We start from the raw sequence: 26,121 nt of genomic DNA on the forward strand, positions 1-26,121 counted from the left end.
GCAACGAGCCAACGGGGGGCCGACGCCGGCCAGGAAGGCGGGAGTCGATGACCCATCCCCTAGTGCCCTCGGTGCTCCGAGCGGGCGACAACGCGGGTGATGACGCGGTCCAAACGCGTCGTCGACGCGTCGTGCGGCCGCCCTTGGACCTGGGCCTGGACCGACACCAAGACCGCCAAGCTTTGGATCCCCCCTACCAGGAGCCTGCCGAAGGCCAGCAGCACGTCGACGCGTTCGCCGTGCGGGGGGATCAACCGCTGCTCGACGCGATCGGAGCGGTCATTCCGGGCTTCGAACTCGTCGACGAGCAGCTCGAGCTGGACGCGGGCCCGCGCGTCGACCTGATCGGCGTCGACGGCATGGGGCAGCTCTTGTTGGTGTTGCGGGTGTCCGGTCACGGTCCCTCGGCGGTGACCGCCGTGTTGGACGTGATGGCCTTCCTCCAGCGCCATGGGGGCGTGCTCTGCCGCCACCTGGCGGTCCCTCGCCTGCGGCCCGAGCTTGTCGGCAAGGTCGTCGTCCTGGCGGAGCACTGGGAGCCCGACGTGCGACGTCGCCTCGGAGCCCTGAAGGGCTGTGGCGTCGAGATGATGGAGGTCGGAACCCTGCGCTCGGCCGCCGGCGACCGACTCTTCGTGCTGCCCCTCGAAGGCGAACCGAATCCGACCGGTCAGCCCCTGCGGACCGGTCTCGAGCCGGCCCTGGCCGACCTCGCCGACGAGCAGCGCCAGAAGATACGGGCCATCGCCCGCCGCCTGGAGCGCCTCGACGACAGCCTGCAGATCCAGGCCACGCGCCAGAGCGTCTCCTGGTTCCTGGGCGCCGAGGTCGTGGCCCGCGTCGACTTCAGCGCCGACGCCCCGCCGCGTGGGCTGATCCCGGGCCGCAGTGCGCGCAACCTGGGGGCGCCCCACGACGTGGAGCTGTTCCTGGACGAGGTGGTCGCCTCCTACGTCGACCGAGCCGAGCTGGCCCCGCGCGTCGAGCTCACGCCGCGCCCCGGTCGCGGTTACGCCGGCGGCGACGACTGAGGCTCGCGGGCCGGGTCGCGATCGATTCGGCCCTGCTCGGTCGCTCTGGTCGTCGCAGCGCCGCTCCCATCCGCGCCGGGCGCTCCCTCGTCGACCCGCGCCACCGGCACCAACTCGCCCTTGGGGCGGTAGATCAGCATCAGGTTCCGCACCTGCACGAAGGGGCCGATGGCGAAGCCGGCCACGTAGAGCGGATCGGCCAGGTGGATCGCGTAGGCCAGGAGCAGCGCGTTGCCCGCCAGGCTGGTCCACCAGAAGGAGGGCGGGAAGTGGCTCGCGCCGCTGCGTTCGCTGGCCCACCACTGGAGCAGGAAGCGCGAGGACCAGATCGTGGTTCCCACGCCACCCAGGACCAGCCAAGCGTGGCTCTCGCGCAGGTCGGCGCGCGGTTCGAAGGCTCCGCTCAGCCACAACGCCACGGCCGCGGCCAGCCCCAAGAGCGCCGCGATGCGGGGCCCGATCAGCAGTTTCCCGCGGCTCTCCCCGGCCAAGAGCAGGTTGCGGGCGTAGATCGCGCTGTTGATCGCGAAGACCGGCAGCAACACCGCCTCACCGCGCTGGAAGGTGTAGCCGCCCACCAGCACCGTCCCGACCAGGGACAGCCACCAGAAAGAGATCGGCGCCACGCTGCGCCCGGCGCGCTCCGAGTGCCACCACTGGACCAGGAAGCGCGAGAAGAACATCGCCTGCCCGGTCCAACCCAGAGCGATCCACAGCCAACTCATCGCGCTTCGCTCCCCGCCCCGTGGGGCGGCGTGACGCGCCCGACGGGCAACTCGACGATGCGCGAGCGCATCCAACGCACGGCCAACAGGTCCAGGAAGGCGCGCAGGGCGCGGTTGCGCACGCCGTACTTCGACACGCCGGCGACGCGCGGATGGTGGTCGACCGGGTGCTCGAGCACCTCGAAGCCGTGGTAGCGCAGGAGCGTGGGCAGGAAGCGGTGCACGCCGTTGAAGAACGGCAGGCTGCGCACGGCCTCGGCCCGGAAGACCTTCAGGGAACAGCCCGTGTCGCGGATCGAGTCGCGGCTGATCCAGTTGCGTATGCCGTTGGCCAGGCGCGAGCTGATCCGGCGCACCAGGCTGTCGCGGCGCTTGAGCCGGTAGCCGACCACCGAGTCCGCCCCGGAGCGGTCGAGCAGCTCGACCATCGCGGGCAGGTCCTTGGGATCGTTCTGCAGGTCCGCGTCGATGGTCGCGACGAGCTCGCCGCGCGAAAGGCGGATCCCGGCGGCGGTGGCCGCGCTCTGCCCGCAGTTGTGCTCGAAGAAGATCCCGCGCACCCGCGGGTCGCTGGCGGCCAGGGCTTCGATGCCCGCGGTCGAGCCGTCGACGCTGCCGTCGTCGACCAGCAGCAGCTCGTAGTCGATGCCAGGCTCGAGGGCCTCGCGCACTTGGTCGGCCAGGCGCTGCAGGTTGTCGACTTCGTTGTAGACGGGGGCGATCAGGCTCAGCCGGGGACGCGGGCCTGCCGCGTCGGAGTCCACGGCGGCGCGCACGGCCTTGTCCCGAAGGCGCGGGTAGCCGCCGAGGTCGGGGCAGCGCGGATCGGAGAGGGGGTTGTGAGCGGTGATCGACATGGTCCGAATGCGGCGATTCTGTCAAACGCCCGCGGGCCGGTGAACCGAGCGAGGGAGGGAGCGCAGGATTCCGGGCATTCCCGTGTCACCTTCGCCTCCAGAGCCGGTCCATGTCGGGTGCGACCTCTCGAAAGCTCCCCGATCGGCGTCCTGGCCCTCTGTCTGCTCTTCTCGGGCCTGGTCGGAGTGGCCGGCACCCTGGGCGGGGCCCATGGCGGTTCGGGCGGCGATTTCGGCGGTGCGGGCGGAGAGTCCGGCGGCGCGGGCGGGGCGCTTGGCGCTACGGACAAGAGGTCGCTCGACGCCTCCATTGGTGCGGCCAGCGCCCGCGGGGGGTGGGCGAATGCCCTTTTCGGTGGAGCGCCGACCGTGGCCGAGGTCCTCGTCCGTTGTCCCTTGGCGCGGTCGGCGAGCGCTTCGCCTCGAAGTCCGGAACGGGCAGCTCCGCGTCTGTTGCGGGCCCTGTCTGGGCTGGGCGAGCGGCGGGCAAGGTCCGTGGCGGAGGCCCGATGGCGAGCGGGGGGTCACTTGCCGATCCCGCTCTGGTCGACGATCGACGGCATCGGGCCGGGCACCCTGGAAGCCGTGCAGGCGGCCGGGAGGTAGACTCCCGGCTTGATGAACACGCGCGCAACCAACGCTCGCGCGATGGAGCGTCCCCGCGCCCCCTCGCCTCCCTCCGAGCCCCCGCGGGCCGGTCGGGCGGTGTCGCCGTCCACGGCGGAGATCGACGTGGTCCTGATCGCAGCCCTGGTCGAGGACCTGGGGCTCGATCCGGCAGAGCCCTGGGATCCTCGGGTCGCCCTCGAACGCGACCTGTCCACCGCGGCCTCGGTGGACCCCGAGACGAGGGGCCTGGCGCGCCTGGTCTCCAAGGGCAGCGGGGTGGTCTGCGGCCTGGCGGCCTTCGCGCGGGCCTTCGAACTGCTCGACCCCGGGGCCCGTTGCGAGCTGCGGGTGGAGGACGGCGCTGGCGTGGAGCCCGGGACCCTGGTCGCCACGGTCAGCGCGCGCGCCCGCGCCCTGTTGACGGCCGAGCGGACGGCGCTCAACCTGGTTCAGCGGCTCTCGGGAACGGCGACGGCGATGGCCGACCTGGTCGCGCGAGCCGCGACCGGCGGGCCGGCGCGGCTGCTCGACACGCGCAAGACGACCCCCGGCCTGCGACTGCTCGAGAAGTACGCCGTGCGCTGCGGCGGTGGCGAGAACCACCGCTTCGGCCTGTTCGACGAGGTCATGCTCAAGGACAACCACCTGGATCTGGCGCGCGCCGCCGAGGGGCTCGACATGGGCCAACTCGTGGCTCGGGTTCGCGCGCGGGTGGGGGGCGAGGTTCGCATCACGGCCGAGGCGCGCGACCGGGCCGAGGCCGAGTCCGCCCTGCGCGGCGGCGCCGACGTCTTGCTGCTCGACAACCAATCACCGCAGGAGCTGAGCGAACTCTGCCCGCGGCTGCGTGCCCTGGCGACGGAGCTCGGGCGCCGGGTCGAGCTCGAGGCGTCGGGTGGCATCGACGCCTCGACCGTCGCGGCCTATGCCGCCTGCGGCGTGGATCGGCTCTCGGTCGGCGCGCCGACCCATTCGGCTCCGGCCCTGGACCTGAGCCTGCGACTCGAGGTGGCCCCGTGAGGCTGCCTGCCCGCGCCGACGGGCCGCCGCGCGAGCTGGTCCTCGAGCTGCCCGCGACCCATGGTGCCGTGCGCCAGGCGCGCGCGGTGGTGCGCTCCTTCGCGCGCACCGATGGCGTCGCCTCGGACGAGGTGGATCGCATCGCCCTGGTCCTGACCGAGCTGCTCGGCAACGCCGTCGACCACGGCGGCGGCGGCGCGGCCATGACCACCGGGGACCTGGACGGGGACGTGCGGATGCGCTTTCGGCTCGAGCTCGAGGCCCAGGGTTGGATCCTGGAGGTCTCCGACGACGGCCTGGGCGGAGTCACGCCGCACCCCAAGGCCGCACCGGCGGCGGAGTTCGACCCCGCGTCGCTGCTGGAGATGTCGGAGGAGGAAGTCGCCGCCGCCCTGGAGGCCAAGCTCCACCAAGCGGAGGAGCACCTGGTCCCGGACGTCGAGGACGAGCGCGGCCGGGGCTTCTTCCTGGTGCGCGAGATGGTCGACGAGCTCGAGGTCGTCGAGCGCGAGGACGCGCCCGGGCGCACCGTGCGCGTCGCGCGGCTGTACGGCGTTGACTGACCCCGCGAGCCCCGTGTCGGTCCGCGCCCATAGGGCGGTGTTGGTCCGCGCCCATAGGGCAGTCGGGCGGGCCCTCTTGCGACTGCCGCGCCTGGGCGGCGCAGTCTTGACCGCGGTCTGGGCCGTGACGATCTACCTGCTCTCCGACTCCAGCAACCCATTGCCGGTCGCGCCGCCGGTGCCGCTGTTCGTGAACAACATGGCCCACGCGCCGCTGTTCGGGTTCCTGTGCTTCCTGGCGCTGGTGGCCGCTCCCCGCCGCATGGAGCCCTTCCCCTGGCCGCGCATCGACCGGCGCACCTGCACCTGGATCCTCGCCGCGGTGCTCTGCTACGCCCTGTTCGACGAGTGGCACCAGTCCTGGGTCCCGGGCCGCGACTCGTCCCTCGGCGACGTTCTGACCGACTTGACGGGGGCGTGCAGCGTGCTCTGGGTCGCGTCGGGCCTGGGGCGGCCGTCGTTCAGGACGCGGAGCCTGGTCATTCGCTTGGTGCTCTGCCTGGCCGCCTGCGCCTCGGCCGCGGCCATCGCCACCTGGGCCATGCCTGCGCCCCAACCCCGGTAGGCGGACGTCAGGTGCCAGGCACAAAACCGCCGCCTACCGGCGTGCGGTCGTCCCGGGCCTGACCGATCGCTAACGTGTGGGGTCTCGCCCGGCGCTCCGAATCGCGCGACGCCCTCCACACGAGCCTCCGCCAGAGCCCCCCGTGAACGACCACGACAACTACCAGAGCCCCCTGGCCTCCCGTTACGCGAGCCGCGAGATGCGCGGGCTCTTCTCGGCCCGCCACCGCGCGCTGCAGTGGCGGCGGCTGTGGATCGCCCTGGCCGAGGCGGAGCAGGAACTCGGGCTGGCCATCAGCGACGAGCAGCTCGACGAGCTGCGCCGCACCGCGGACCAGATCGACTTCGACGCCGTGGCCGAGCACGAGCGGCGCCTGCGACACGACGTCATGGCCCACGTGCACGCCTGGGGCGACGTGGCGCCGAGTGGCCGTGCGATCCTGCACCTGGGGGCGACCTCCTGCTACGTCACCGACAACGGCGACCTGGTGATCCTGCGCGACGCGCTCGAGTTGGTGCGGCGGCAGGTCGTGTCGGTGGTGCGCTCGCTGGCGGACTTCGCCAAGGCCCATCGCGCCGTGCCGATCCTCGGCCTGACCCACTACCAGCCGGCCCAGGCGACCACCGTCGGCAAGCGTGCCTGCCTCTGGATCCAGGACCTGCTCGGCGACCTCGAGGACATCGACCACGCCCTGGGGCACCTGCGTTTCCGCGGGGTCAAGGGCACGACCGGGACCCAGGCCTCGTTCATGGAGCTGTTCGGGGGCGACCACGCCAAGGTCCGCGCCCTCGACGAGCGCGTGACCGAGAAGCTGGGCTTCGAGCGCCGCTTCGCCGTCACCGGCCAGACCTACCCGCGCAAGCTCGACTTCCGCGTCTGCCAGGTGCTCTCGTCGATCGCCCAGTCGGCGCACAAGTTCGCCAGCGACCTGCGCCTCTCCGCCGGCCGGCGCGAGATGGAGGAGCCCTTCGAGCAGGGCCAGATCGGATCCTCGGCCATGCCCTGGAAGCGCAACCCGATGCGCTCCGAGCGCATCTGCGCCCTGGCCCGCTTCGTCATGGCCAACCTGGACAACCTGGCGCAGACCGCCGCCCAGCAGTGGTTCGAGCGCACCCTGGACGACTCCGCCAACCGGCGCCTGGCCCTGCCGGAGATGTTCCTGGCCACCGACGCGATCCTGGCCCTGTACCAGAACGTGGCCCAGGGGCTGGTGGTGCACGAGGCGGTGGTCGACGCCCGCCTGCGCGAGGAACTGCCCTTCCTGGCCTCCGAGGCCCTGATGATGGAGGCCGTGGCCGCGGGCGGCGACCGCCAGGACGTCCACGAGGCCCTGCGCCTGCACGCCCGGGCCGCCTCGGAGGCGATCCACCGCGGCGAGCCCAATCCCCTGGTGGGACGGCTGCGGGCCGATCCGAGCTTCGCGAGCGTCGCCGGGCGGATCGACGAGCTGCTGGATCCCAAGCGCTTCGTCGGCCGCGCGCCCGAGCAGGTCGACGAGTTCCTCGCGGAGGAGGTCGAGCCCGTGCTGGCCCGCTTCGCCTCGATCGAGACCGTAGCAGCCGAGATCCACGTCTGATCCGTGGGGCCGGGCCCGCGGGCTTGTCGCAGGGAAATCCCCGCAGGCCGAAGCATCGGGTGCCCGATCCAAGTGGGGGGCGGCCCGGTGCGGCGCGCGGCGCAGATGCGGGTCCGCGCAGCCCGTCGCCGTGCGATCCGCCCGCGTTCATTGGCCTCGGGCCGGTCTACCGGCTAGCTTTCCCAGGCGCTTGCCCCGGCCTGTTCCGGATGGCGCTCCGACGTCCCATGCCCGGGCGCCGGAGTTGATTCCCCCTGCCGCGATCCGCCTCCCATCGACGTGACCGCTCCCGGCATTCCCAACCCCTTCTGTCTCTCGACCTCGTGCTTCGGCGCGCGGTTGACGAGTATCCAGGACCAGGTCTTCGCGGCCGTCGGCATGGGCTTTCGCAAGCTCGAGCTGGGTCTGACGGACTCTCCGCCGTCCATGGACGGTCTGGAGGAGTCCCAGGCCGAGACCGGCACCGAGTTGATCTCGATGGTCGCCGGCTGTCGGGACACGCAGGGCAGGGACCTGCCCGCCGCCCGCCTGGCCAGTCTGGACGAGAGCATGCGCGAGCGCGCCGTGAACTCGATCCGGCGCCACGCGCGCCTGGCGCAACGCTGGGGCGCACCGCGCCTGGTGGTGCGCGGCAGTCAGATCGAGGACAAGGCCCTCGAGGCCGAGGCGCGGGCCCTCGAGGCCGAGGCCCTGCGCGACGGCGTCAGCTCGGAGCTGCGCGAGCGCGTGGGCGAGTACGTCCTGCGCGTCCAGCAGGCCGGCCAGCCCCAGTTGCAGCTCCTGTGCCGCTCGCTGCATCAGCTCATGGGCGAGTTCCCCGAGCTGAAGGTGGCCCTCGAGCCCGGACGCTACATCGACGACCTGCTCGGCTTCGACGCCATGGGTTGGGTCCTCGACGACCTCTCCAAGACAGGCCTGGGCTACTGGCACGACGTCGGTCGCATCCACCTGCGCGAGCGCCAGGGCCTGCCGCCCCAGGCGGAGTGGCTCGAAGCCTATGGCTCGCGCATGGTCGGCATCCACCTGCAGGACGCCGCCGAGGACGAGACCGCCATGCCCCTCGGGCAGGGGGAGGTCGACTTCAAGCTGGTGAAGGAATTCCTGCCCAAGTCGGCCGAGCGGGTGGTCGAGCTACACCACCGCCACGGCCGCGCCGAGATCCTGGGTTCGGTCCAGTTCCTGCTCAGCCTGGGCATCTGACCGAGGCTGGCTCGACGGGCCCAAGCGCCAACCATCCGGGGTGGACACCCTTGCGCCGGGAGGCGCAGGGCGGTCAACCTGACGGGCCGCGCCCGACCGGGCGCGATCCCATGGAGCCCCCCCAAGCCCGCCAGCCCGCCGATCGCGGCGACGCCCGTCCCCCGGTTCCACCGCCCGCCGGGGAGCGCTCGGCCGACTCCCTGTGCGCGGCCATCCGAGCCGCGGCCACCGAGCGAGGAGTCGAGCGGGTGCTGGTCCTGACCCACCGCAGCCCGGACCCCGACGCCCTGGCCTCGCTGATGGGCGCCGCCGCGCTGGTGGAGGGAGCCCTCGGCTTCGAGGCGCAGATCGCGACCATGGGTCGCATCCACCGGGCCGAGAACCTGGCCATGGTGCGCGAGCTGGCGCTGCACTTCGACCGCTACGACCAGATCGACCCGGCCCGCGTCTGCGGCGCGATTCTGGTCGACAGCCAGCCGACCTTCACCCACACCGTGATCCCCGAGGGCATCGACCTGGTCGGCATCATCGACCACCACATCCCGCCCGAAGGTTCGAAGCCCTGGACGGGGTTGCACCGCGACGTGCGGATCGACGTGGGCGCCACCTCGAGCCTGGTCTACGAATACCTGCGCGATGCAGGCGTCACGATCGACAAGCGCACGGCCACCGCCCTGTTCTGCGGCGTGCGCTTCGACACCGCGGACCTCTCGCACAACGTGGCGCCCCTCGACGAGGAGGCCTACTTCGAGACCTTCCGCCGCGCCGATCGCCCGATGCTCGCGCGCATCCAACGCCCGCGGGTACCGGCGGACTACTTCCGCGAGTTGGCGCGCTCCCTACGCATGGCGCGGCGCTACGGACCCGCTGTGGCCGCCTTCCTCGGGCCGGTCAAGAACCCCGAGTCCGTGGCCGAGATGGCGGACTTCTTCCTTCGCATGGAAGGCTGCAAGTGGAGCTTCGTGGGCGGCGCCTACGAGGGCCGCTACCACGTGAGCCTGCGCACCCAGGTCGGTGGAGCCGAGGCCTACGGCCTGCTCGATCGACTCCTGGCGGACGAGGGCTCGTTCGGTGGCCACGGGCGCGTGGCCGGCGGGCAGGTGGCCCTGGGCGAGGAGGGCGAGGCGCTCACGCGCCTCGAGCGGCGTCTGCGCGAGCGCGTGATCGGCCTGATCGACCCGGACGGCGACCTGGACGAGGACGAGCGCCTCGGGACCGCGCTGGCGTGAGCCGCGGCGACGGCCCGCGCGTGTTGGTCTGCGCCGGACGCGACCCGACGGGCGGAGCAGGCATCGACGCCGACGCCACGGCCCTGGCCGCGGCGGGCGCGCGGGCGGTTTGCGTCGTGACCACCGAGACCGACCAGGATGGTCGACGGGTGCGGTCCTTCGCCCCGCGCGCGGCGCAGCTCTGGCGCGCGGAGGCCGAGGCGCAGCTCGAGCGCGGCGACGTGGCGGCGGTCAAGTTCGGCCTGCTGTGCGACGGCGATGCCCTGCGCGCCGCGGGACACCTGGTGGAGCGTTGGGCCGCACCGCTCGGGCTGCCGGTCGTCGTCGATCCGGTCCTGGCCGCTTCCGGCGGCGAGCGCTTCCTGCCGGCGCGGGAGCTCCCGACCTTCGCCCGCGAGCTGCTGGCACGGGGCGTCGTGGTGACGCCCAACACCCTCGAAGCAGCCGAGCTCAGCGGGCTGCCCCGGTCGGATCTCGACCTGTTGGATGGGCGCCTGGCCGCCGCGCGCCGGCTGCTCGCCGCGGGTGCCGGTGCGGTGGTCCTGAAGGGCGGCCACGGGGCCGAGGACCCGGTCCGTGACCTGATCCTGGCCGCCGGTCGCGATCCCGAATGGGCGATCCACCCGCGTATCGCCGGTGGGGGAATCCACGGCTCGGGGTGTCGACACGCGTCGTTCCTCGCCGGGCGCCTGGCCGCTGGATCGGCCCTGGCCGATGCGGCGCGAGAGGCCGGAGCGTGGCTCCGCAGCCTGATCGAGCGGGGCACCTGACGGTCGCCGGCGGTTTCTCCCCAGACCCTTGCAACGGTCGTGCGCCCTGGTATCTTTCCTCGCCCGCCCGTCGCCGGAACGACACCGATGACGTGGCCAGAGCGGCTGTAGCTCAGTGGTAGAGCGCAACCTTGCCAAGGTTGAAGTCGTGGGTTCGAATCCCATCAGCCGCTCCATCTCCCCTCTGCTCGTAGCTCGTGCTCGCAGGTCCGGAGAACGGAGCGGCTCCCCGGCGCGCGCGGTGCCAGACCATTGCGGTGGGCTCCAGAGGGGGCCTGATCGAGCGCGGTACCAACACCTCGTGGTGGTGATCGTCTGCGGCATTCGACTGCTGCTCGCCGCGTTCCGCCCGTCGCTGCTGCGGCAGTAGACTTCGTCGATGGTGATCGGAACGACGGAAGGGTCGGCCGTCCCCGCTGGGCGATGGGGCTGCCCGTCGGCGAGCCTGTGGCGGCCCTTGGCGGCGAGCTTGGCGCTGCTCCTTGCCAGTTGTGGCAAGCCGGTTCCGCCGGGACCACCGACGGCGATCCACCTGGATCCGCGTCTGGACGGCGGCGTCTCACCCGCGCGCGCCTTCGCCGACGCCGAGCGCTTGGTGGGGGAGTGGGTCCTTGGCGAGGACCCCGCCAGTTTCGGACCCTGGCGCTTGGTCGGTGCCGCCGCGACTCCCGGCGTGCGCTCCAGCGGCGTCCTGATCCGCGGCGAGCTGGATCTCGAGTCGCACCCCGCGCTGGAGTACGTCGGCGCGGCGGATGCGGCGGCTTTCAACGTGATCGAAGTCGACCTTGTAGTGGGGCGGACGGTGCGTTCCTCCCTCGCGTGGTACCTCCCCGGCGGCGCGCGGGCGACCCAACAGGCGGAGTTGCGCGGCAGCGCCCAGGTGCAGACCCTGCGCCTCTCGATGGTCGAGATGCACCAGTGGCGGGGCGAGCTCTCCAACCTGCGGCTCGAGCCCAGCAGCGGCGTCCGAGCGCCGATCGAGCTGGTCGCGATCCGGCACATCCACCGCAGCTTCGAGCCCGGCGCCTCACCCTCGGACCCCTCCGGCGAGCTCAGCGGCGACGGCGGTGTGATCGACATCGACGGCGAGGCCTACCGCGCCTGGCCCATGGCCTTGGACGATCCGCTCACCTGCGAGGCCGTCGTGCCGCCCGGCGGTCAGTTGGTCTTCGCCACCGGACTGCTGGGCGGCGCGCTCGAACTGCCCCTCAGCCTGATCGTGTCGGTCGCACCGGTCGACGGCAGCTCCGGCCGGCGCGAGCAGGTCCTGGTGCACCCCTACCCGCGGCCCGGCGAGCACCGCGCCTGGCACCGTTGTAGGGTCGACCTGACTGCCCTCGAGGGTCAGTCGGTCGAACTCGAGTTCCTCGTGCGGCTCGACGGCGAGCTGCGCGAGCGGAGCCTCGATCGTGCCCTGGCGGTGATCGGCTCGCCGCTGCTGGTCGGCGAGTTCGGCGCCGCGCGTCCCCCCAACGTGGTGCTGGTGACCCTCGACACCACGCGCTTCGACGCCCTCGGGTCGTCGTTCACCGGCGAGGCGCCGCAGCCCGGCGTCCACACGCCCTTCCTCGACGAGCTGGCGGCGCGCAGCCTGGTCTTCACCGACGCCTGGAGCGCCGGCAACTCGACCCAACCTTCCCACGCGTCGATACTCACGGGCCTGTCGATCCAGGACCACGCCCTGTTCGACAACTACGGCGTGCTGGATCCGTCGGTCACGACCCTGGCGGAGATCCTGCGATCGCACGGCTACTACACCGCTGGCGCCGTGTCCTTCGAGGCGATCGGCGAGTCGTCGGGCTTCGCCCAGGGCTTCGATCGCTTCGGCCCGCCGCAACCGGGCAGCAACCTCGACGGTCGCGACGTGATCGACGTGGCGCGACGTTGGATCGACGAGTGGGACGAGGCCGGCGAGCGGCCCTTCTTCCTGTGGGTCCACCTGTACGACCCGCACACGCCCTACCTGTTGCCCGACGGAGCACTCGAGGACTACCTGCGCGGGACCGGGCTCGAGCTGCCGCCGCGCCGGGTCGAGCCGCCGACCCTGTTCGAGCCCGACATCTACCCCCCCGACCTCGACTTCCTCCAGGGCATCAACAGCCGCGAGCACGTCGAGTTCCTCTATCGCGTCGAGGTCGCCTATGCGGATCGGCTCTTGTCCGAGCTGTTCGGCGCGATCGACGCGGTGGGGCAAATGGACCGCACCCTGGCCGTGATCACCGCCGACCATGGGGAGCACCTGGGCGAGCGTAAGACCTACTACAGCCACCGCGGCCTGACGCCGGAGACCCTACACGTGCCCCTGCTCGTGAAGTTGCCGAACAGCGTCGAAGGCGAGTACGTGGCCGAGCGCGTGACCACCCGCGACGTGGTGCCGACGATCGTCGCGCAGCTCGGTCTGGACCAGGTCGACCCCCGTCGCGACCTCGTGGCCGTGGCGCGAGCCGGCGCCGATCCCGAGCGGGTCTTCTGGTTCGAGCACGCCAGCGGGCACCAGGTCGGTTGTCGCGACGACCGCTACCACTTCATCACGACCCTGCGCGACGGTTTCACATTCGGCGTCGAGATCGACGAGGTGGAGGGGCGCACCGTGATGCGGAAGTTGCCCCTGCCCAACGGGAGCTGCTCGCTCTACGACTGGCGCGCGGACCCCGGGCTGACCCACGACCTGGCGCCGAAAGAGCCGGAACTGGTGGCCGAGTACCTGGCCAAGCTGGAGGCCTACCGGGCCTCGGCCCGACCCTTCGAGCGCGCCGCGCGGGACCTGACCGAGGCCCAGCAGGATCAGTTGCGGGCCCTGGGCTACGCCGGGGACTGATCGCCTCCGGTCCCCGGGACTCGGCAGCCCACTCGAGTGGGGGAAGTTGCACGCGGCCCGGAGGCAGAATGTCACTGGAGGACGTGAACCGAACGCCCCCGCGAGTCGTTTGGCGCTGACGCACGGATCGATCGCCGACCCCCCCTGACCCGCCCGCCTCGATGCTCTTCGCCGCCCCCGTTCTCCTCGCCCTCCAAGGAACGTCCGCCGTCGACCAGGGGCCAGCTCCCGCAGACCAGGGGCAGGTACCCGTCGGCCAGCGAGCCGGGGTCGTCGAGCTCGAGCCGATGGTGGTGCGCGCGCCGCGCTCGGACCGCACCGCGACCCAGCCCTCGACCCAGGTCTCGGTCGCCACGGCCCAGGAGCTGGCCGCCACCGGCGAGCGCAGCCTGCCCCGCATGATCGGCGCGGCCACTGGCGTCTGGATCCAGGAGACCAACCTCGGCGGGGGCTCGCCCTTCGTCCGCGGGCTGACCGGGAATCAGATCCTGATCCTCGTGGACGGGGTGCGGCTGAACGACTCGACCACGCGTTTCGGTCCCAACCAGTCCCTCAACTCGATCGACCCGACCACGGTCGAGCGGGTCGAGGTGGTCCGCGGGCCGGCGTCGGTGCTCTACGGCTCCGACGCCATCGGTGGGGTCGTGGCCATCTGGACCAAGGGGCGGCGCCCGGAGCGGCTGGGAGGGCACGACGGACTCGAGGGGAGCGTCGGCACCGAGCTGCAGAGCGCCTCATCCGGCCTGCGAACCTGGGCCCAGACCAGCGGCGCCAGCCCCGACTTCGGCTGGCTCGTGGGCGGTAGCTGGCAGAAGTGGAACGACCTGCGCGCGGGTGGCGGGGAGATCCAGGACTTCACCGGCTACAGCGGGTTCAGCCTGTTCGGTGCCGGTGAGCTGGCCTTGGACGACTACAGCTCCCTGCGCTGGACCTCGCGCCTGCAGCGCGAGGACGACGTGCCGCGCACCGACAAGTTGGTGGTCGGCTTCCCCACCTCCGTGGGCGGAGCACCGACCCCGGCCTCGTCGCTGTTGTGGGATTACGACCTGCAGCAGTACCAGTCGCACGTGCTGGCCTACACCGACGAGCACCGCGGCGGCTTCGCCGACCGCATGCAGTGGCGCTTCTCGGTGCGCGAGCGCATCGAAGAGCGCGAGCGCATCGACTTCTCGAACACCGACCGCTTCCGCTTCGAGTCCGACGAGGTGCTGACCCTCGGGGTCGCGGCCGACTGGCGCAAGCAGCTCGGCCCGGAGCACCTGTTGACCTGGGGCTTCGACCTGGACGTGGACGACGTGCAGTCCGAGCGGGTCGACACCACGATCAGCACTGGGGTCGCTACGGCCAAGGACGGGGCCTTCCCGCCCGACGCCGATTACCTGCGTAGCGGCATCTTCGTCCAGGACGAGGTCTCGAGCCTCGATCCCGTCGACCTGACCCTGGGCCTGCGCTACTCGTACTTCGATTTCGGCTTCGACCCGCTGACCTCGGATCCGGTGGGCCTGCCGGTCTCGGGTGGCGGGTCGGGGAGCTTCGACGAACTGACGGCGAGCGCCCAGGCGGCCACGAACGTGGCCTCCAACGCGCGCCTCTCGGCGACCCTGGCCCAGGGCTTCCGCGCGCCGAACCTCTCGGACCTGTCCAAGGTCGATTCCTTCGGCGGTGGCGTCGAGGTCGGCAACCCGGACCTGGACCCCGAGCGCAGCCTGTTCCATGAGCTGGCCCTCGACATGTGGGGCGAGGGTTGGGACGGCGGCATCGCGGCCTTCTACAACGACGTGTCGAACGTCATCGGGCGGCGCTTCGATCCGACCCTCACGGCCGACTACCAGGCGGCGACCGGCTCGACCGACGACGTCTACCAACTCGCCAATCAGGACAACCTGGTGGTCTGGGGTCTCGAGGGCCGCTGGCACCAGCGCCTGGGAGCGGTGGACTCGCCCTGGTCCATGAACGGCAACCTGATGTTCGCCCGCGGCCGCACCTACGGCGTCGACCCGCTCACGGGCGACGACTCCCTGGACGACCAGCCCTACAGCCGCATCCCGCCCTTGCACGGCCAGTTGGGCCTGGGGTGGTCGCCCCTCGAGCGCGTGGGCAAGTTCGTGGAGACGATCCGCTTCCAGTCGGTCTTCGCCGCCCGCCAGGACCAGCTCGCGCCCAGTGACATCGCCGACCCGCGCATCGACCCCACCGGCACCGACGGCTGGATGGTCTTCAACGTCGGCTTCGAGGGCGTCCTGGGCTCCACCGAGGGCCGCTGGTCGCTGCTGCTCAGCAACCTGACGGACGCCAACTACCGCGTCCACGGCTCCGGCTTCGACGCGCCCGGGATCGGCGCGACCCTGGGCCTCTCCTGGAGCTTCTGATTCGGCCAGATCCAACGGGCTCGAGCGAGCCCCGAACGAGAGCAGGCCCCGCAGCTTCGGATCGAAGCTGCGGGGCCTGCCCCTGTCGGGTGCCTGTCAGGCGTCGATCAGCGGTTCTTCTCGAACCAGTCCGCGTTGATCTTCGTGTACTCGGCCCACTTCTCGGGCAGCTCGTTCTCGTCGAAGATCGCCTCGACGGGGCACTCGGGGGCGCAGGCGCCGCAGTCGATGCACTCGTCGGGGTTGATGTAGAGCATCGTGTGCTCCTCGAAATCGGCCGCGTCCTTGGTGGGGTGGATGCAGTCGACCGGGCAGACTTCGACGCAGGCGGTGTCCTTCGTCCCGACGCAGGGCTCCGCGATTACGTAGGTCATGGCTGCAGGTGGGGTTGGTCTGGTTCTCGTTCAGGGGGAGCGGGCCAACTCGGCGGACGATTGTCCAGCCGGCGGCCCGGGCGGCGCGATGGTCGCCGCGGTGGTGGCCCTGAGCGGACATAGCGCGCCGTGGGCGGCGCCATCCTAGGGACCACTGGACCCTTTGCAAGTCATCCGGGCCGACGGATGCGCCCTGCGAACTCCCCTGGGCCGCGGGGCGCCGGGGGCCGGTCCTGAGCCTGGAGCAACGGCCCGATCAGCGGTCTCGGCTCGGCGGCCGATCCCCGCCCCGGCTGCGGACTCCCGGCGATCGTCCGGATCAGGCCTGACCCGAGGCCAGCGGCGCAGGGGCGACACCACGGCCTGAGCGGGGAGTCCGCGCGAAGGCACCAGCGCTCTCGATTCCGATCAGTCGACCGAATCGGCGCCGGTGGGGTGGGCCAGTCGCTCGCACCGCCCGCCGACCGCTGCGCCCGCCGAACCCGCGGCCCACCCCGGCCGCCTCTCGGCGGCCGGGGTGGGCCGGACGGGGTCGACTTCTCGAATCTCGGTTGGCGCACACGGCGCGGCGCGGGTTCAGGGCGCGAACGGCGCTTCCAGCGCGTTGCTGAACTCGATCCCTAGACCACCGAACACGACGACGGCGTGGACGCCCTGCAAGGCGATGGTCAAGCCCACCAGCTCGGGTGCGTTCGGCACCGGGATCGCGAAGTCGACGGTGCCCCCGGAGGTCGCCACGGAAGCCGCGGAGACGGGCGCCGGGGCGAAGGCCAGCAGCAACTCACCGATGCCCGGCAAGACGGAGCCGCAGCCGTTGCCATCCAATCCGAGTTGGCCGGCGTAGAGGACCGCGAGGCCGGTGCCGGTCTGGGTCGGCTGCAACGCGAACTGGGCAACCTGGCCGATCGCGAGGCACGGCGAGCTGGCGCTCAGTTGCGCCGGGTTGCCGCTGCAGCCCGCGATCGCGGTGAACGGGCCCGGTCCGGGGCAGCCCCACTGGGCGAGGAAACTGCTGCCGGTCGGCGACTGGCCGAAGGAGCCGGCGCAGATCAGCTGCGCGGCGGCGCCGCTGCCATCGTCCCACGAAGCCATGGCGGTGACCCCCGAGCCGAGCCCCGCACCCAGGGGCGACCAGGTGCTGCCGTCCCACTTCGCGACGCCGCCGGCGGGGACACCTCCGGCAATGTTGAACACGCCGCCGGCGTAGAGCGCGGGCCCCGAGCCGCTCCCGTCGTCGTGGACGACCAGGGATTGGACGTACGGCGCGGTGGGCGAAGTGATGTCCATGCCGCTACCCAAGGTCGACCAGGAAGTGCCATCCCAGGCGGCGATGTGGGCAGCGGGCAGTCCATCGACGCTCGTGAAGCGGCCGCCCACGATCAGGGCCGGGCCCGGTCCGCTGCCATCGTCGAAGACGTCCAAGGCGAGCACGATGTCGTTGGTGCCTGCACCCAAGGCGGACCAGGACGATCCATCCCACTTCGCGATGCCGCCGGTGGGTTGGCCCGCGATGCCCGTGACGGAACCGCCCGCGTACAGGGCGGGGCCTGCTCCGCTACCGTCGTCGAAGACTCCCAGGTCCAAGATGCCGAGGAAGTCCGTGGTCAGGCCACTGCCCACCTGTGACCAGCTCGAGCCGTCCCATTTCGCCACGCGAAGAGCGGGCGTCGCGCCGGAGAACTGGAATGCGCCAGCGGCGTACAGTTGGGCTCCAGCACCGCTGCCGTCGTCGAAGGAAGTCAGCGAGTTGACCTTCCCACTGAGTCCCTCACCCATCGGCGACCAGGTCGAGCCGTCCCACTTGGCGACGCGAAGCGCCGGGTTGCCGCCGGCGGTGGTGAAGTTGCCTCCGGCGTACAGGGCAGGACCGGAGCCACTCCCGTCGTCGAAGACGTGGAGCGCATAGGTCGCGAAGTTCGTGCCGCCGCCGACCGGCGTCCATTGGCTTCCGTCCCACTTGGCGATCGACTGCGCGGTGATGCCTCCCAGGTAGAGGAAGCCGCCGGAGGCGTAGAGGGCCGGGCCCGATCCACTCCCGTCGTCGAAGATGGCGACGTCCTGGATGTAGGCGTTCGGCCCGTCGCCCAGACCCGACCAGTGGGCACCGTCCCAGATGGCGATGCGGCGACACCAGATTCCCTCGGCCAAGAACAGATCGCCCCCGGCGAACAGCACCGAGCCCGCGCCGCTGCCGTCGTCGAAGCTCGCCAGGGCGTAGGCCGTTTGATCGACGCCATCCCCCAGGGCGGTCCAGTTGGATCCGTCCCACTTGGCCAGGCGGTTCGCGGTGGCGCTCCCCGCCGTCGTGAAGTCCCCGCCGGCGTAGAGGGCCGGACCGGCGCCGCTGCCGTCGTCGTGCACGGTCAGGGCGTTCACACCGAATGTCCCCGAGACCCCGCTGCCGACCGGCGACCAGGCGCTCCCGTCCCACTGCGCGATGTGGGACGCCGGAGCTCCCCCTGCGAGGGTGAAGTCTCCGCCGGCATAGAGCTTGTCGCCGGATCCACTCCCGTCGTCGAAGACCGCCAGTGCTTGGATGCCGATCTTGAAGAGGGTGAAGCTCTTCGTTCCCGCGCCCAGGGTCGACCAGCTCGTGCCGTCCCACCTGGCGATCTGGCTCGCGGCCATGCCGCCCGCGTTGGTGAAGCGTCCCCCGACGTACAGGGCGGGCCCCGCGCCGCCCCCGTCGTCGTGGGAGACCATCGCGTAGGCGATGTTGTTGACTCCGGACCCCAGCGACGACCAGGTCGTGCCGTCCCACTTGGCGACACGGCTGGCGGCGACGCCGCCCGCCGCCGTGAAGCGTCCGGCCACGAAGAGCGCGGGCCCCGACCCGCTGCCGTCGTCGTGCACGACCAGGCCCTCGACCTTCTCGTTCAGGCCGGTTCCCAGGGCAGTCCACGCGTTGCCGTCCCACTTGGCGATTCGACTGGCGGAGGTGCCCCCAGCGAGGGTGAAGGTTCCTCCGACGAAGAGGGCGGGACCCGAACCGCTCCCGTCGTCGTAGACGACCATTTCATGGACCGAGTTGTTCAAGCCCGCTCCGAGGCTCTCCCAGGTCTGGCCGGTCCACTTGGCGACTCGATTCGCCGAGACCGGGCCCGCGGAGGTGAAGGACCCCCCCGCGAAGAGGGCGGGCCCCGATCCGCTCCCGTCGTCGAAGATGGCGAAGGCATAGACGGGGTCGCTCATGCCGGGCAAGCCTCCGAACGAGGGGATCCACTCCGGCTGGCAGGCGCTCGCGCTGGTGAGGAGCAGGTCGCCGACGTGGGTCGTGCCACCGGCGACGGTCGCTCCCTGAGTCCGTGTCCCGAAGTAGTTGCCGCCCTGGATCGAGATGGCCGCGGTCACCGTCAGGCCCGCGCCGGCGGGCGGGGCGACGAGCGTCAGCTCGAAGTGTCCCTGGGCGTCCGTGCTGGTCTGTCCACCCCGGTTGGTGAAGACCACGGCACCGGAGACCGGATCGCCGCCGGCATCGACGGCGCGCCCGACGAGGGTGGTCGAATGCCGTGCGTCGCCGACAGGCTGCGTCGGCGCGACCTGCATCATCGGGGGCTGGGCGTCCGCTCGAGAAGCCTGCGCCGACGCGGGCGACAGGTGCGCCGCAAGACCGGCGAAAGAAAGGGCCAGGGGGAGGAGCTGTGAGAGTTTCATCGAGGGAGGGGAGAGGGCCCAGGTCGGCGGTAGCGACGGCCTGGCTCGGCAACCGCGGTCGTCGGGGAGAGGTTTGGATCGGACCGGAGCGCGGGATCGATCGCACCGCGGGGCGTGGTCACGGGAAGGGAGGTCGGCGAGAGCTGTCTCGCCGAGGGGGTCGAGTTCCCCGACCCCGTGGCCGACGGCAGCACGGGGCTGGATGGCCCGCGGACAGGGCGCGACCGGCGAGAGTCGGCCGACGATTCGACGGGTCTGATCCGCGCCGCCCACGAAAGTGCGTCGCGGCCACGAGCGGGCCGGAGTCCTTCCACATCCCGGCAGACCCAGTTGGAGCGCCGCGGACAGAGGTCTCTGGCGGCGCGAGGTCGGTCATCCGCCAGTCGAAGTCGCAAAATCCGACTTCCTGCTTCGGACTCGTCACCGCGGCTTGCGCCCTGACTGGCCAACTGGCTGACCTTCGACGACCCGCTGCGAGCCTCCGGCGGGGACCGCTCCGGTGAAGTCCCGCCAGGAAAGGACCTTGCTTGGTCGGCCCACGATCGTGGGGTCGATCCGGCCCGACGCCAGAGCCCGGGGCCAGCGCGCGGCGCTCGGGTTGCGGTACGGGCGGCGCTATAGTCGCCGCGCCGGTGGGCCGGAGCGGTCGTGGCGCGCCGAGGGCCGTGCGACCCAGGAAGACGCCCCGACCCCTTGCAACCCCTCCCCTCCGACCCGAGTGCTCGGCAAGCGCCCCCTGGATCGGGGTCCCGCCCCGACGTGGTCTGGGCCCTGGGCCTGGGCTCGTTGACGGCCCTCTGTGCCTGGCTCCTGCGCCAACCTCGCCTCTACGGGGACGGCTCCGGCCTGGTCAGCTTCGCCGCGCTGGGTGGGGGGGAGAGCTACCACCACGTGCTGGTGGTGCCGCTCCTGCGTCTGGCCACCGAACTCCTGGGTCGCGGACCGGCGGGAGTCCTGTTGGCCTCGCATCTGGTCGTCGCGTCGGCGGCTGGCGTGGCGGTCGGTTGCCTCTTCGCCGCCCTGCGCTGCCTCGGCCTGTCGCGCTCGCGAGCGGTCTTCGGCGCGGCGCTGTTCGCGACCACGCCGGGCGCCGTGTTCTTCGCGACGACCTTCGAAGTCCACGTGTTGCACGTCGCGGCGGTGCTCGCGACCGCCCTGGTCGCACTCGTCGCGCCCTGGCGCCGACCGGTACTCGGCGTGGGGTTGGTCGGAACGTGTTTGGCGATCACCTACGGAACCCACGTCTCCACGCCGCTGATCGGCTTCGGCGTGCTCGGCCTGTGCCAACTGGGAGCCCGGCGCGTCGGTCGCCGCTTCAGCCTGCCTGCGCTGCTCTTCGCGGTCGGCCCGGCGCTCTTGACGCTGTTGGTCGTCGGGATGGGCCTCGCTGGACTGATTCGTACCGGCCGCTTCGATCCCCTCGCGGTCGATCGTGAAGTCGAGATCGTCTCGAGCTTCTACACCGGTCATGCGGGCGCCCTGGCCCTCGCCGTCCACAACATCGCCCTGCCGCTGCTGCTCTTGACGCCCCTGGCCATCGCGGGCCTGTTGCTCGGGCGCCTGCGCGGATGGCACCTGGCGACGTGCCTCGCGCTCGTCGTCCCGAGCTGGGTCTTCTTCCAAGTCTGGGGCGTCAACGAGCGCGGAGCCTACCTGCTGCCCACGGCGGCGTTCTTGGCTTGGCCAGCGGCCCTGGCCTGGCCCACTGCGAACCGAGGCACCTTGGCCCGAGCCCTGGCCCTCGTCGTGATCGCCATTCAACTGACCCTGGCCCTGGTCCAGTGGAGCGCTTGGAACCGCGGCTGGAACTACGACGAGCGCGTCGCGGCGATCGACGCCGCCCTACCCGAGGGCGGCACCGTGATCCGGCTCTGGATGGACGCGCCCGAGGTCACCATCTGGCGTCCCGACGTGGCCGAGCTCGACGTCTCGCGCCAGATCTCCGCCACGATGGTCTCCGGCGCGCCGCCCGAAGCGATCGCGGCCGCCGCCGATGCGATCGACGTGATCCTGGCCGTGGAGCCGGTCGCCATGGACGTGAGCTACACCGCGCGCCTCGACTTCCACGAGGCCGCCGGGCGACTGCGCTACCTGTCGGCGTTGGAGGAGGCCGTGCGCCAGCGCTTCGACGTGGTCGAGCATCGCCTCGGCCTGTGGCGCTTCCTGACGGTGACTCAGCCGGCCGGCTCGAGCGACAGGTGACCGCCGCGCACGACCAGCGCGCCCCAACCGGGCGGAACGATGGTCGTGCCCGAGAACTCCTCGACCAGGGCCGGGCCGTCGATCCGATGCCCGGGGGCCAGGGTCGCGCGGTCCAGCACGGGCGTTCTCACCCAGCGCCCGAACCAGGCGCGGCGCTGGCCGATCGTGGCGGCTGTGGGAGCGGGTCGCCGCCGCGGCCGCGCCGTATCGGCTTCGGAGCGCCCGCCGCGGATCGAAACGCGCACCCGCAGGCACACCAACTCCACGCCGCGCTCCGGTAAACGGTAGCCGTAGAGCTGTTCGTGGGCGTCGTGGAAGCGCGCCGTCAGTCGCGCGGCGTCGGTCAGTCGCAGCTCGTAGGCCTGGCCCTCGTAGCGCAGGTCGACCTCCAGCTCCACGTCGGTCGCACCCCGCGCGCCGCTCGCCGCGAGCTCCGCGCGCGCGTCGGCCACCAAGGACCGCAGCTGTTTGCGACGGCGCGTCGCGGGCCAGCGTTCCAGGGACTCGAGCACCGTCGCGGCGCGGTCGGCGCTGGCCACGGCGCGGGTCATGCCCCAGGCTGACAGGGCACCGGGATGGCGCGGAACCAGCGCGCCCGGCATCTGCAAGCTGGCCGCCAGGGCCGCGGCGTGCAGCCCGCCGGCGCCGCCGAAGGCCACCAGGGGCAGGCGCCGCGGGTCCTGCCCACGCTCGAGGGTCATGACCGAGACCGCCCGCCGCATGGCGGCGCGAGCCGCGTCGAGCACGGCGCCGGCGGCGCGGTCGGCGTCGGTGCCCAGGCGCCGGCCGAGGTCCTCGAAGGCGCGCGCGACGGCGTCGCGGTCCAACTCGAGGGCGCCGCCCAGGAAGCGGCCGCCGGCCACGTGCCCGAGCTGCACGTGGGCGTCGGTGACGGTCGGCTCGTCGGACTTGCCGTAGCACACCGGACCGGGGTCGGCGCCGGCGCTCTCGGGTCCGACCGCGAGGCCGCCGCCGCCGTCCACCCGCGCGATCGAGCCGCCCCCGCAGCCGACCGTGTGCAGGTCGAGGCAGGGTACGCCGATCGGGTGGCCGGCGACCTCGGGCAGGTCGGTCGAGGCGCGCGCCTCGTCCGCGGCGAGGGGCGCGGTGGCGGCGAAGGCCACGTCGGTGCTGGTGCCGCCCATGTCGAGCGCGACCAGGCGCGCGAAGCCCGCGTCGCGGGCCGCTTCGACTGCGCCGACGACGCCGCCGGCGGGGCCGGAGAGGACGATGCGAACCGGCTCCGCCGCCGCGCGTTCGGCGCTGAGCAGGCCCCCGCGCGAGCTCAACAGGCTCAAACGGGCGGGCGCCAGGGCCGCCGCGAGGCGCTCGAGGTAGCTCGCCACCACCGGAGCGAGGGCGGCGTTGACCAGGGCCGTCTCGAAGCGCTCGAACTCGCGGTGCTCGGGCAGGAGCTCGGCGGAGCAGGTCACCGGCAGGCCCAGGGGCGCCAGGGCGTCGGCGACGCGCCGTTCGTCGGCCGGGTCCGCGTAGCTGTGGAGCAGGCACACGGCGATGGACTCAGGGCCCGCTCGGCGGATCCGGCGCACGAGCTTGGCCAGGTCCTCGTCGCTGGCGGTGGCGATGCGCTCCAGGCGAGTGGGGTCGTCGGCCGCGGGCCAAACGCGCTCGTCCACGGTGAAGCGCAGTTCCCGCGCGACCAGGGGAGCCGGCCGCTGGGGCGAGAGGTCGTAGATGTCCGGCCGGGTCTGGCGCCCGATCTCGATCAGGTCCGCGAAGCCGCGGTTGGTGACCAGGGCCGCGCGCGCCACGCGTCCGGTCAGAAGGGCGTTGAGGCCCACCGTCGTGCCGTGCACCACGCGGGTCCGCGCGTTCAGGGCGTCGAGCACGCGCGCGCCTTCGGCCACTGCCTGGCCTGGATCGGCCGGAGTGGAGGGCAGCTTGTGGACGCGCTCCTCGCCGTCGCCCGCGAGCACGAGGTCGGTGAAGGTGCCGCCGGTGTCGACGCCGAGGATCGGGGCAGGCATGGGCCGGCGCAGGGTACCGCCCCGCGGCCCCGGTGCGAGTCGGATCCGAGCCTGGCCGGGAGCCGGATCCGGACCGGGTTCCAGGGGCGGCAGGCTGATCGGACGGGCTTCGCACCCGGCCCTGGGCTAACCTCCTGGCCCGCGATGCCGCCCCTCCCGGACTTCACCTCGGCCTTCCTCGGCGCCCTGCTGGTCTCCTACCTGCTGGGCTCGGTGCCGTTCGGATTCACCCTGGCGAAGCTGCTGCGCGGAGTCGACATCCGCACGATCGGGAGCGGGAACATCGGCGCCACCAACGCCATGCGCGTGCTCGGCAAGCCCCTCGGGATCGTGGCCTTCCTGCTCGACTTCGCCAAGGGGGCGGTGCCGGCCGCGGTGATCGCGCCCCTTGCCGTGCCGCCGGACCAGGTCGGTGTCGCGGCGGTGCTCTGCGGCTTGGCTGCGGTGCTCGGCCACGTCTTCCCGATCTACCTGCGCTTCAAGGGCGGCAAGGCCGTCGCCACCGGTTGTGGGGTCGTGGTCGCGATCGATCCGGTCGTGTTCCTGATCAGCGGCCTGGTCTGGCTGCTCCTTTGGGGTACCACGCGCATGGTCGCCCTGGCCTCCATCGGTCTCGGCCTGGCCCTGCCCATCACCGCCGGTCTGCGAGCCGGTAGCGGCGGCGCCGAGCTGACCCTGTTCTGTGTGGGGCTCTGCCTCCTGATCCTCGTCCGACACCGATCGAACATCCGCCGCATGATCGCCGGCACCGAACCGCGCGGCGGTCACAAGCCCCCTGGAAGCGATGGCTGAGAAGACACGAATCCTGGTCCTTGGTGATGGAAGTTGGGGCACGGCCCTGGCGCGACTGTTGGTGCAGAACGGCGCCGACGTGGTGCTGTGGAGCGCCTTCCCGGAACGTCTGCGCGAGATGTCGGAGCGGCGGGCCAACGAGGCCTACCTGCCCGGGATCTCACTGCCGCAGGCCCTGCGTTTCGAGGCGGATCCCTTCGCGGCCGCGCGCGGCGTGGACCTGTGCCTGTCAGTGGTGCCGACCCAACACCTGCGCAAGGTGGTCACGCGCTTCGAGGACGCCCTCGGCGGCAACGTGCCGATCGTCAGCGCTACCAAGGGCCTCGAGATCGAGACGTTCCAACGGCCGACGGAGATCATCGCGTCCGAGCTCGGCGACCGACCCCTGTGCGTGCTCGCCGGCCCCAGCCACGCGGAGGAGGTCGCTCGCGGGCTGCCGGCTTCCCTCGTGGCGGCCTGCGACGACACGGCCGTCGCGGAGCAGGTCCAAGCGGCCTTCAACTCGGAGACCTTCCGGGTCTACCGATCGACCGACCCGATCGGCGTCGAGCTGGCCGGGGCGCTCAAGAACGTGATCGCCATCGCCGCCGGGATCTCGGACGGACTGGGCCTGGGCGACAACGCCAAGGCGGCCCTGCTCACCCGCGGCCTGGTCGAGATGGCGCGCTTCGGCGTGTCCCGCGGCGCGCGGCTCGAGACCTTCTTCGGGCTGGCCGGCATGGGTGACCTGATCACCACCTGCACCTCCCGGCACTCGCGCAACCGCGCGGTGGGGGAGCACATCGGCCGCGGCAAGACCCTCCAGGACGTGCTGGCCGAGATGTCGATGGTGGCCGAGGGCGTCTGGACCACCCAGGCCCTGTTCGGCCCCGAGGCCGAGGGCGTCGCGGTGTCGATGCCGATCGCCGAGCAGGTCCACGCCGTCCTGTTCGAGGGAGTCGACCCGGAGGAGGCCGTGCGCACGCTCATGCAGCGCTCGCCGACGGCCGAGATGGAAGGGTTGCTGCCCGGTTCCAGCGGAGCCTGATCCCCATCGCCGTGCTTTCACCTACCGCCGGATTCCTGTCGTTCCTGGGCCTCACGGTCGTCCTTTTGGTCTTCGTGACCTGGACCGGCCTGCTCGGGCGGCGCGCGCTGCACATCCCCCTGGTGGTCACGACGGTGCTGAGCCTGGGCGCGGCGATCTACTACGCCAAGCAGCTCGGCACCCTCTACGACATCGAGTCCGCCGGCCTGATCACCCCCGTGCACCTGACCCTGGCCAAGGTCACGACGGCGCTGTACCTGGCGCCCCTGGCGACCGGCATCGCCACCCTGCGCGGGGCCGACGTGAAGCGCTGGCACCGCTTGACGGCGTTCACGGTCCTGGGCCTGACCCTGATCACGACGATCACCGGAGCCTGGATGATCCTGGCTTCGACGCCGTTGTAGGCGGCCGCCTCAGCCGTGGCCCTGCATCAGCCAGGGCATCGAGAGCAGGCTGGCGTTGGCGAACAGCGGCACCGCCGCCATCCCCAGCCACAGCCGGCTGCGCCCCCGGATGGAGAGGAAGGCCAGGACCAACCCCGCCACCGCGAAGAAGGAGGCCACCGAGCTGACCAGCGCGTAGTTGGGCACGAAGTCCGGCACCGTCCGTGCCAAGAGCAGGTCCAGCCACCAGCAGGCCCACCCCAGGGTCGCCAGGCTCATGGACAGCATCCAAGTCCGATGCCGCCGCCTCGGCCGCCCCTGGGGCTCACGCAGGGTGCGATGGATCCGCGGCATGCCGAGATTCTCGTC

General features: G+C 71.9%; 20 protein-coding genes and 1 tRNA gene. 15 read left to right on the plus strand and 6 right to left on the minus strand.

What is annotated here, in order from left to right; translation table 11 throughout:
• Nucleotides 1-47: 47 nt before the first annotated feature.
• Nucleotides 48-1,031, plus strand: coding sequence for a hypothetical protein (locus Pla133_RS06640; RefSeq protein WP_145063794.1), 984 nt, complete (start codon nt 48-50; stop codon nt 1,029-1,031).
• Here the strand turns inward: Pla133_RS06640 and Pla133_RS06645 are convergent.
• Complete coding sequence (locus Pla133_RS06645) at nt 1,010-1,756, minus strand: lipid-A-disaccharide synthase N-terminal domain-containing protein (protein WP_145063799.1); 747 nt, start codon at nt 1,754-1,756, stop codon at nt 1,010-1,012. The two genes, Pla133_RS06640 and Pla133_RS06645, sit on opposite strands and share 22 nt — an antisense overlap.
• Nucleotides 1,753-2,613, minus strand: coding sequence for a glycosyltransferase family 2 protein (locus Pla133_RS06650; RefSeq protein WP_145063804.1), 861 nt, complete (start codon nt 2,611-2,613; stop codon nt 1,753-1,755). The genes Pla133_RS06645 and Pla133_RS06650 overlap by 4 nt, the downstream gene beginning before the upstream one ends.
• Before the next feature lie 618 nt (nt 2,614-3,231).
• Here Pla133_RS06650 and nadC point away from each other — a divergent pair.
• The 10 genes from nadC to Pla133_RS06700 all read left to right on the plus strand — a co-directional run bounded on the left by nadC (nt 3,232) and on the right by Pla133_RS06700 (nt 15,332).
• Nucleotides 3,232-4,242 carry a carboxylating nicotinate-nucleotide diphosphorylase gene (gene nadC / locus Pla133_RS06655; RefSeq protein WP_419192196.1) on the plus strand — a complete coding sequence of 337 codons (1,011 nt, stop codon included), beginning with the start codon at nt 3,232-3,234 and terminating at the stop codon, nt 4,240-4,242.
• Entirely contained in the window at nt 4,239-4,805 is a 567-nt protein-coding gene (locus Pla133_RS06660; RefSeq protein WP_419192197.1) for an ATP-binding protein, read from the plus strand. Before nadC ends, Pla133_RS06660 begins: the two co-directional genes overlap by 4 nt.
• A 13-nt stretch (nt 4,806-4,818) precedes the next feature.
• The gene (locus tag Pla133_RS06665; protein WP_145063808.1) at nt 4,819-5,370 is read left to right on the plus strand and encodes a VanZ family protein; all 552 of its coding nucleotides are present in this window, start codon (nt 4,819-4,821) and stop codon (nt 5,368-5,370) included.
• Nucleotides 5,371-5,512: 142 nt separating this feature from the next.
• On the plus strand, nt 5,513-6,946 hold the full coding sequence (purB, locus tag Pla133_RS06670) for an adenylosuccinate lyase (protein ID WP_145063810.1): 1,434 nt from the start codon (nt 5,513-5,515) through the stop codon (nt 6,944-6,946).
• A 279-nt stretch (nt 6,947-7,225) separates the two neighbouring features.
• Nucleotides 7,226-8,146, plus strand: a complete 921-nt coding sequence (locus tag Pla133_RS06675; RefSeq protein WP_145063813.1) for a sugar phosphate isomerase/epimerase family protein — start codon at nt 7,226-7,228, stop codon at nt 8,144-8,146.
• Between the two features lie 110 nt (nt 8,147-8,256).
• On the plus strand, nt 8,257-9,375 hold the full coding sequence (locus Pla133_RS06680) for a DHH family phosphoesterase (RefSeq protein ID WP_145063815.1): 1,119 nt from the start codon (nt 8,257-8,259) through the stop codon (nt 9,373-9,375).
• A complete protein-coding gene (locus Pla133_RS06685) occupies nt 9,372-10,145 on the plus strand; it encodes a bifunctional hydroxymethylpyrimidine kinase/phosphomethylpyrimidine kinase (RefSeq protein WP_145063820.1) in 774 nt (257 codons plus the stop codon). Before Pla133_RS06680 ends, Pla133_RS06685 begins: the two co-directional genes overlap by 4 nt.
• A gap of 101 nt (nt 10,146-10,246) precedes the next feature.
• Nucleotides 10,247-10,321 (plus strand) — tRNA-Gly (locus Pla133_RS06690).
• Nucleotides 10,322-10,524: 203 nt separating this feature from the next.
• Nucleotides 10,525-12,963: a sulfatase gene (locus tag Pla133_RS06695; protein WP_145063826.1), complete on the plus strand. Its 2,439-nt coding sequence runs from the start codon at nt 10,525-10,527 to the stop codon at nt 12,961-12,963.
• Between the two features lie 161 nt (nt 12,964-13,124).
• Entirely contained in the window at nt 13,125-15,332 is a 2,208-nt protein-coding gene (locus tag Pla133_RS06700; RefSeq protein WP_145063829.1) for a TonB-dependent receptor plug domain-containing protein, read from the plus strand.
• A gap of 107 nt (nt 15,333-15,439) precedes the next feature.
• Here Pla133_RS06700 and Pla133_RS06705 read toward each other — a convergent pair whose 3' ends face one another.
• On the minus strand, nt 15,440-15,706 hold the full coding sequence (locus Pla133_RS06705; RefSeq protein ID WP_145063835.1) for a 4Fe-4S dicluster domain-containing protein: 267 nt from the start codon (nt 15,704-15,706) through the stop codon (nt 15,440-15,442).
• A 576-nt stretch (nt 15,707-16,282) separates the two neighbouring features.
• Entirely contained in the window at nt 16,283-19,360 is a 3,078-nt protein-coding gene (locus Pla133_RS06710) for a peptidase associated/transthyretin-like domain-containing protein (protein ID WP_145063840.1), read from the minus strand.
• A 693-nt stretch (nt 19,361-20,053) separates the two neighbouring features.
• Between Pla133_RS06710 and Pla133_RS06715 the strand changes: the two genes are divergently transcribed.
• The gene (locus Pla133_RS06715; RefSeq protein WP_145063844.1) at nt 20,054-21,562 is read left to right on the plus strand and encodes a hypothetical protein; all 1,509 of its coding nucleotides are present in this window, start codon (nt 20,054-20,056) and stop codon (nt 21,560-21,562) included.
• Here Pla133_RS06715 and Pla133_RS06720 read toward each other — a convergent pair.
• Nucleotides 21,535-23,550 (minus strand): hydantoinase/oxoprolinase family protein, encoded by a 2,016-nt coding sequence (locus tag Pla133_RS06720; protein WP_145063848.1) that lies wholly within the window; start codon nt 23,548-23,550, stop codon nt 21,535-21,537. The genes Pla133_RS06715 and Pla133_RS06720 overlap by 28 nt on opposite strands.
• A 144-nt stretch (nt 23,551-23,694) precedes the next feature.
• On the opposite strand from Pla133_RS06720, the gene plsY reads away from it, so the two are divergent.
• The 3 genes from plsY to Pla133_RS06735 are packed head-to-tail and all read left to right on the plus strand — an operon-like array spanning nt 23,695 to nt 25,773.
• Nucleotides 23,695-24,342, plus strand: coding sequence for a glycerol-3-phosphate 1-O-acyltransferase PlsY (plsY, locus tag Pla133_RS06725; RefSeq protein WP_145063853.1), 648 nt, complete (start codon nt 23,695-23,697; stop codon nt 24,340-24,342).
• On the plus strand, nt 24,335-25,369 hold the full coding sequence (locus Pla133_RS06730; RefSeq protein ID WP_145063858.1) for an NAD(P)H-dependent glycerol-3-phosphate dehydrogenase: 1,035 nt from the start codon (nt 24,335-24,337) through the stop codon (nt 25,367-25,369). The genes plsY and Pla133_RS06730 overlap by 8 nt, the downstream gene beginning before the upstream one ends.
• Before the next feature lie 11 nt (nt 25,370-25,380).
• Nucleotides 25,381-25,773: a hypothetical protein gene (locus Pla133_RS06735; protein WP_145063863.1), complete on the plus strand. Its 393-nt coding sequence runs from the start codon at nt 25,381-25,383 to the stop codon at nt 25,771-25,773.
• Nucleotides 25,774-25,782: 9 nt separating this feature from the next.
• Here Pla133_RS06735 and Pla133_RS06740 read toward each other — a convergent pair whose 3' ends face one another.
• A complete protein-coding gene (locus tag Pla133_RS06740; protein WP_145063869.1) occupies nt 25,783-26,106 on the minus strand; it encodes a hypothetical protein in 324 nt (107 codons plus the stop codon).
• Nucleotides 26,107-26,121: the final 15 nt, after the last annotated feature.

The organism is Engelhardtia mirabilis, assembly GCF_007748095.1.
GTDB lineage: Bacteria > Planctomycetota > UBA1135 > UBA1135.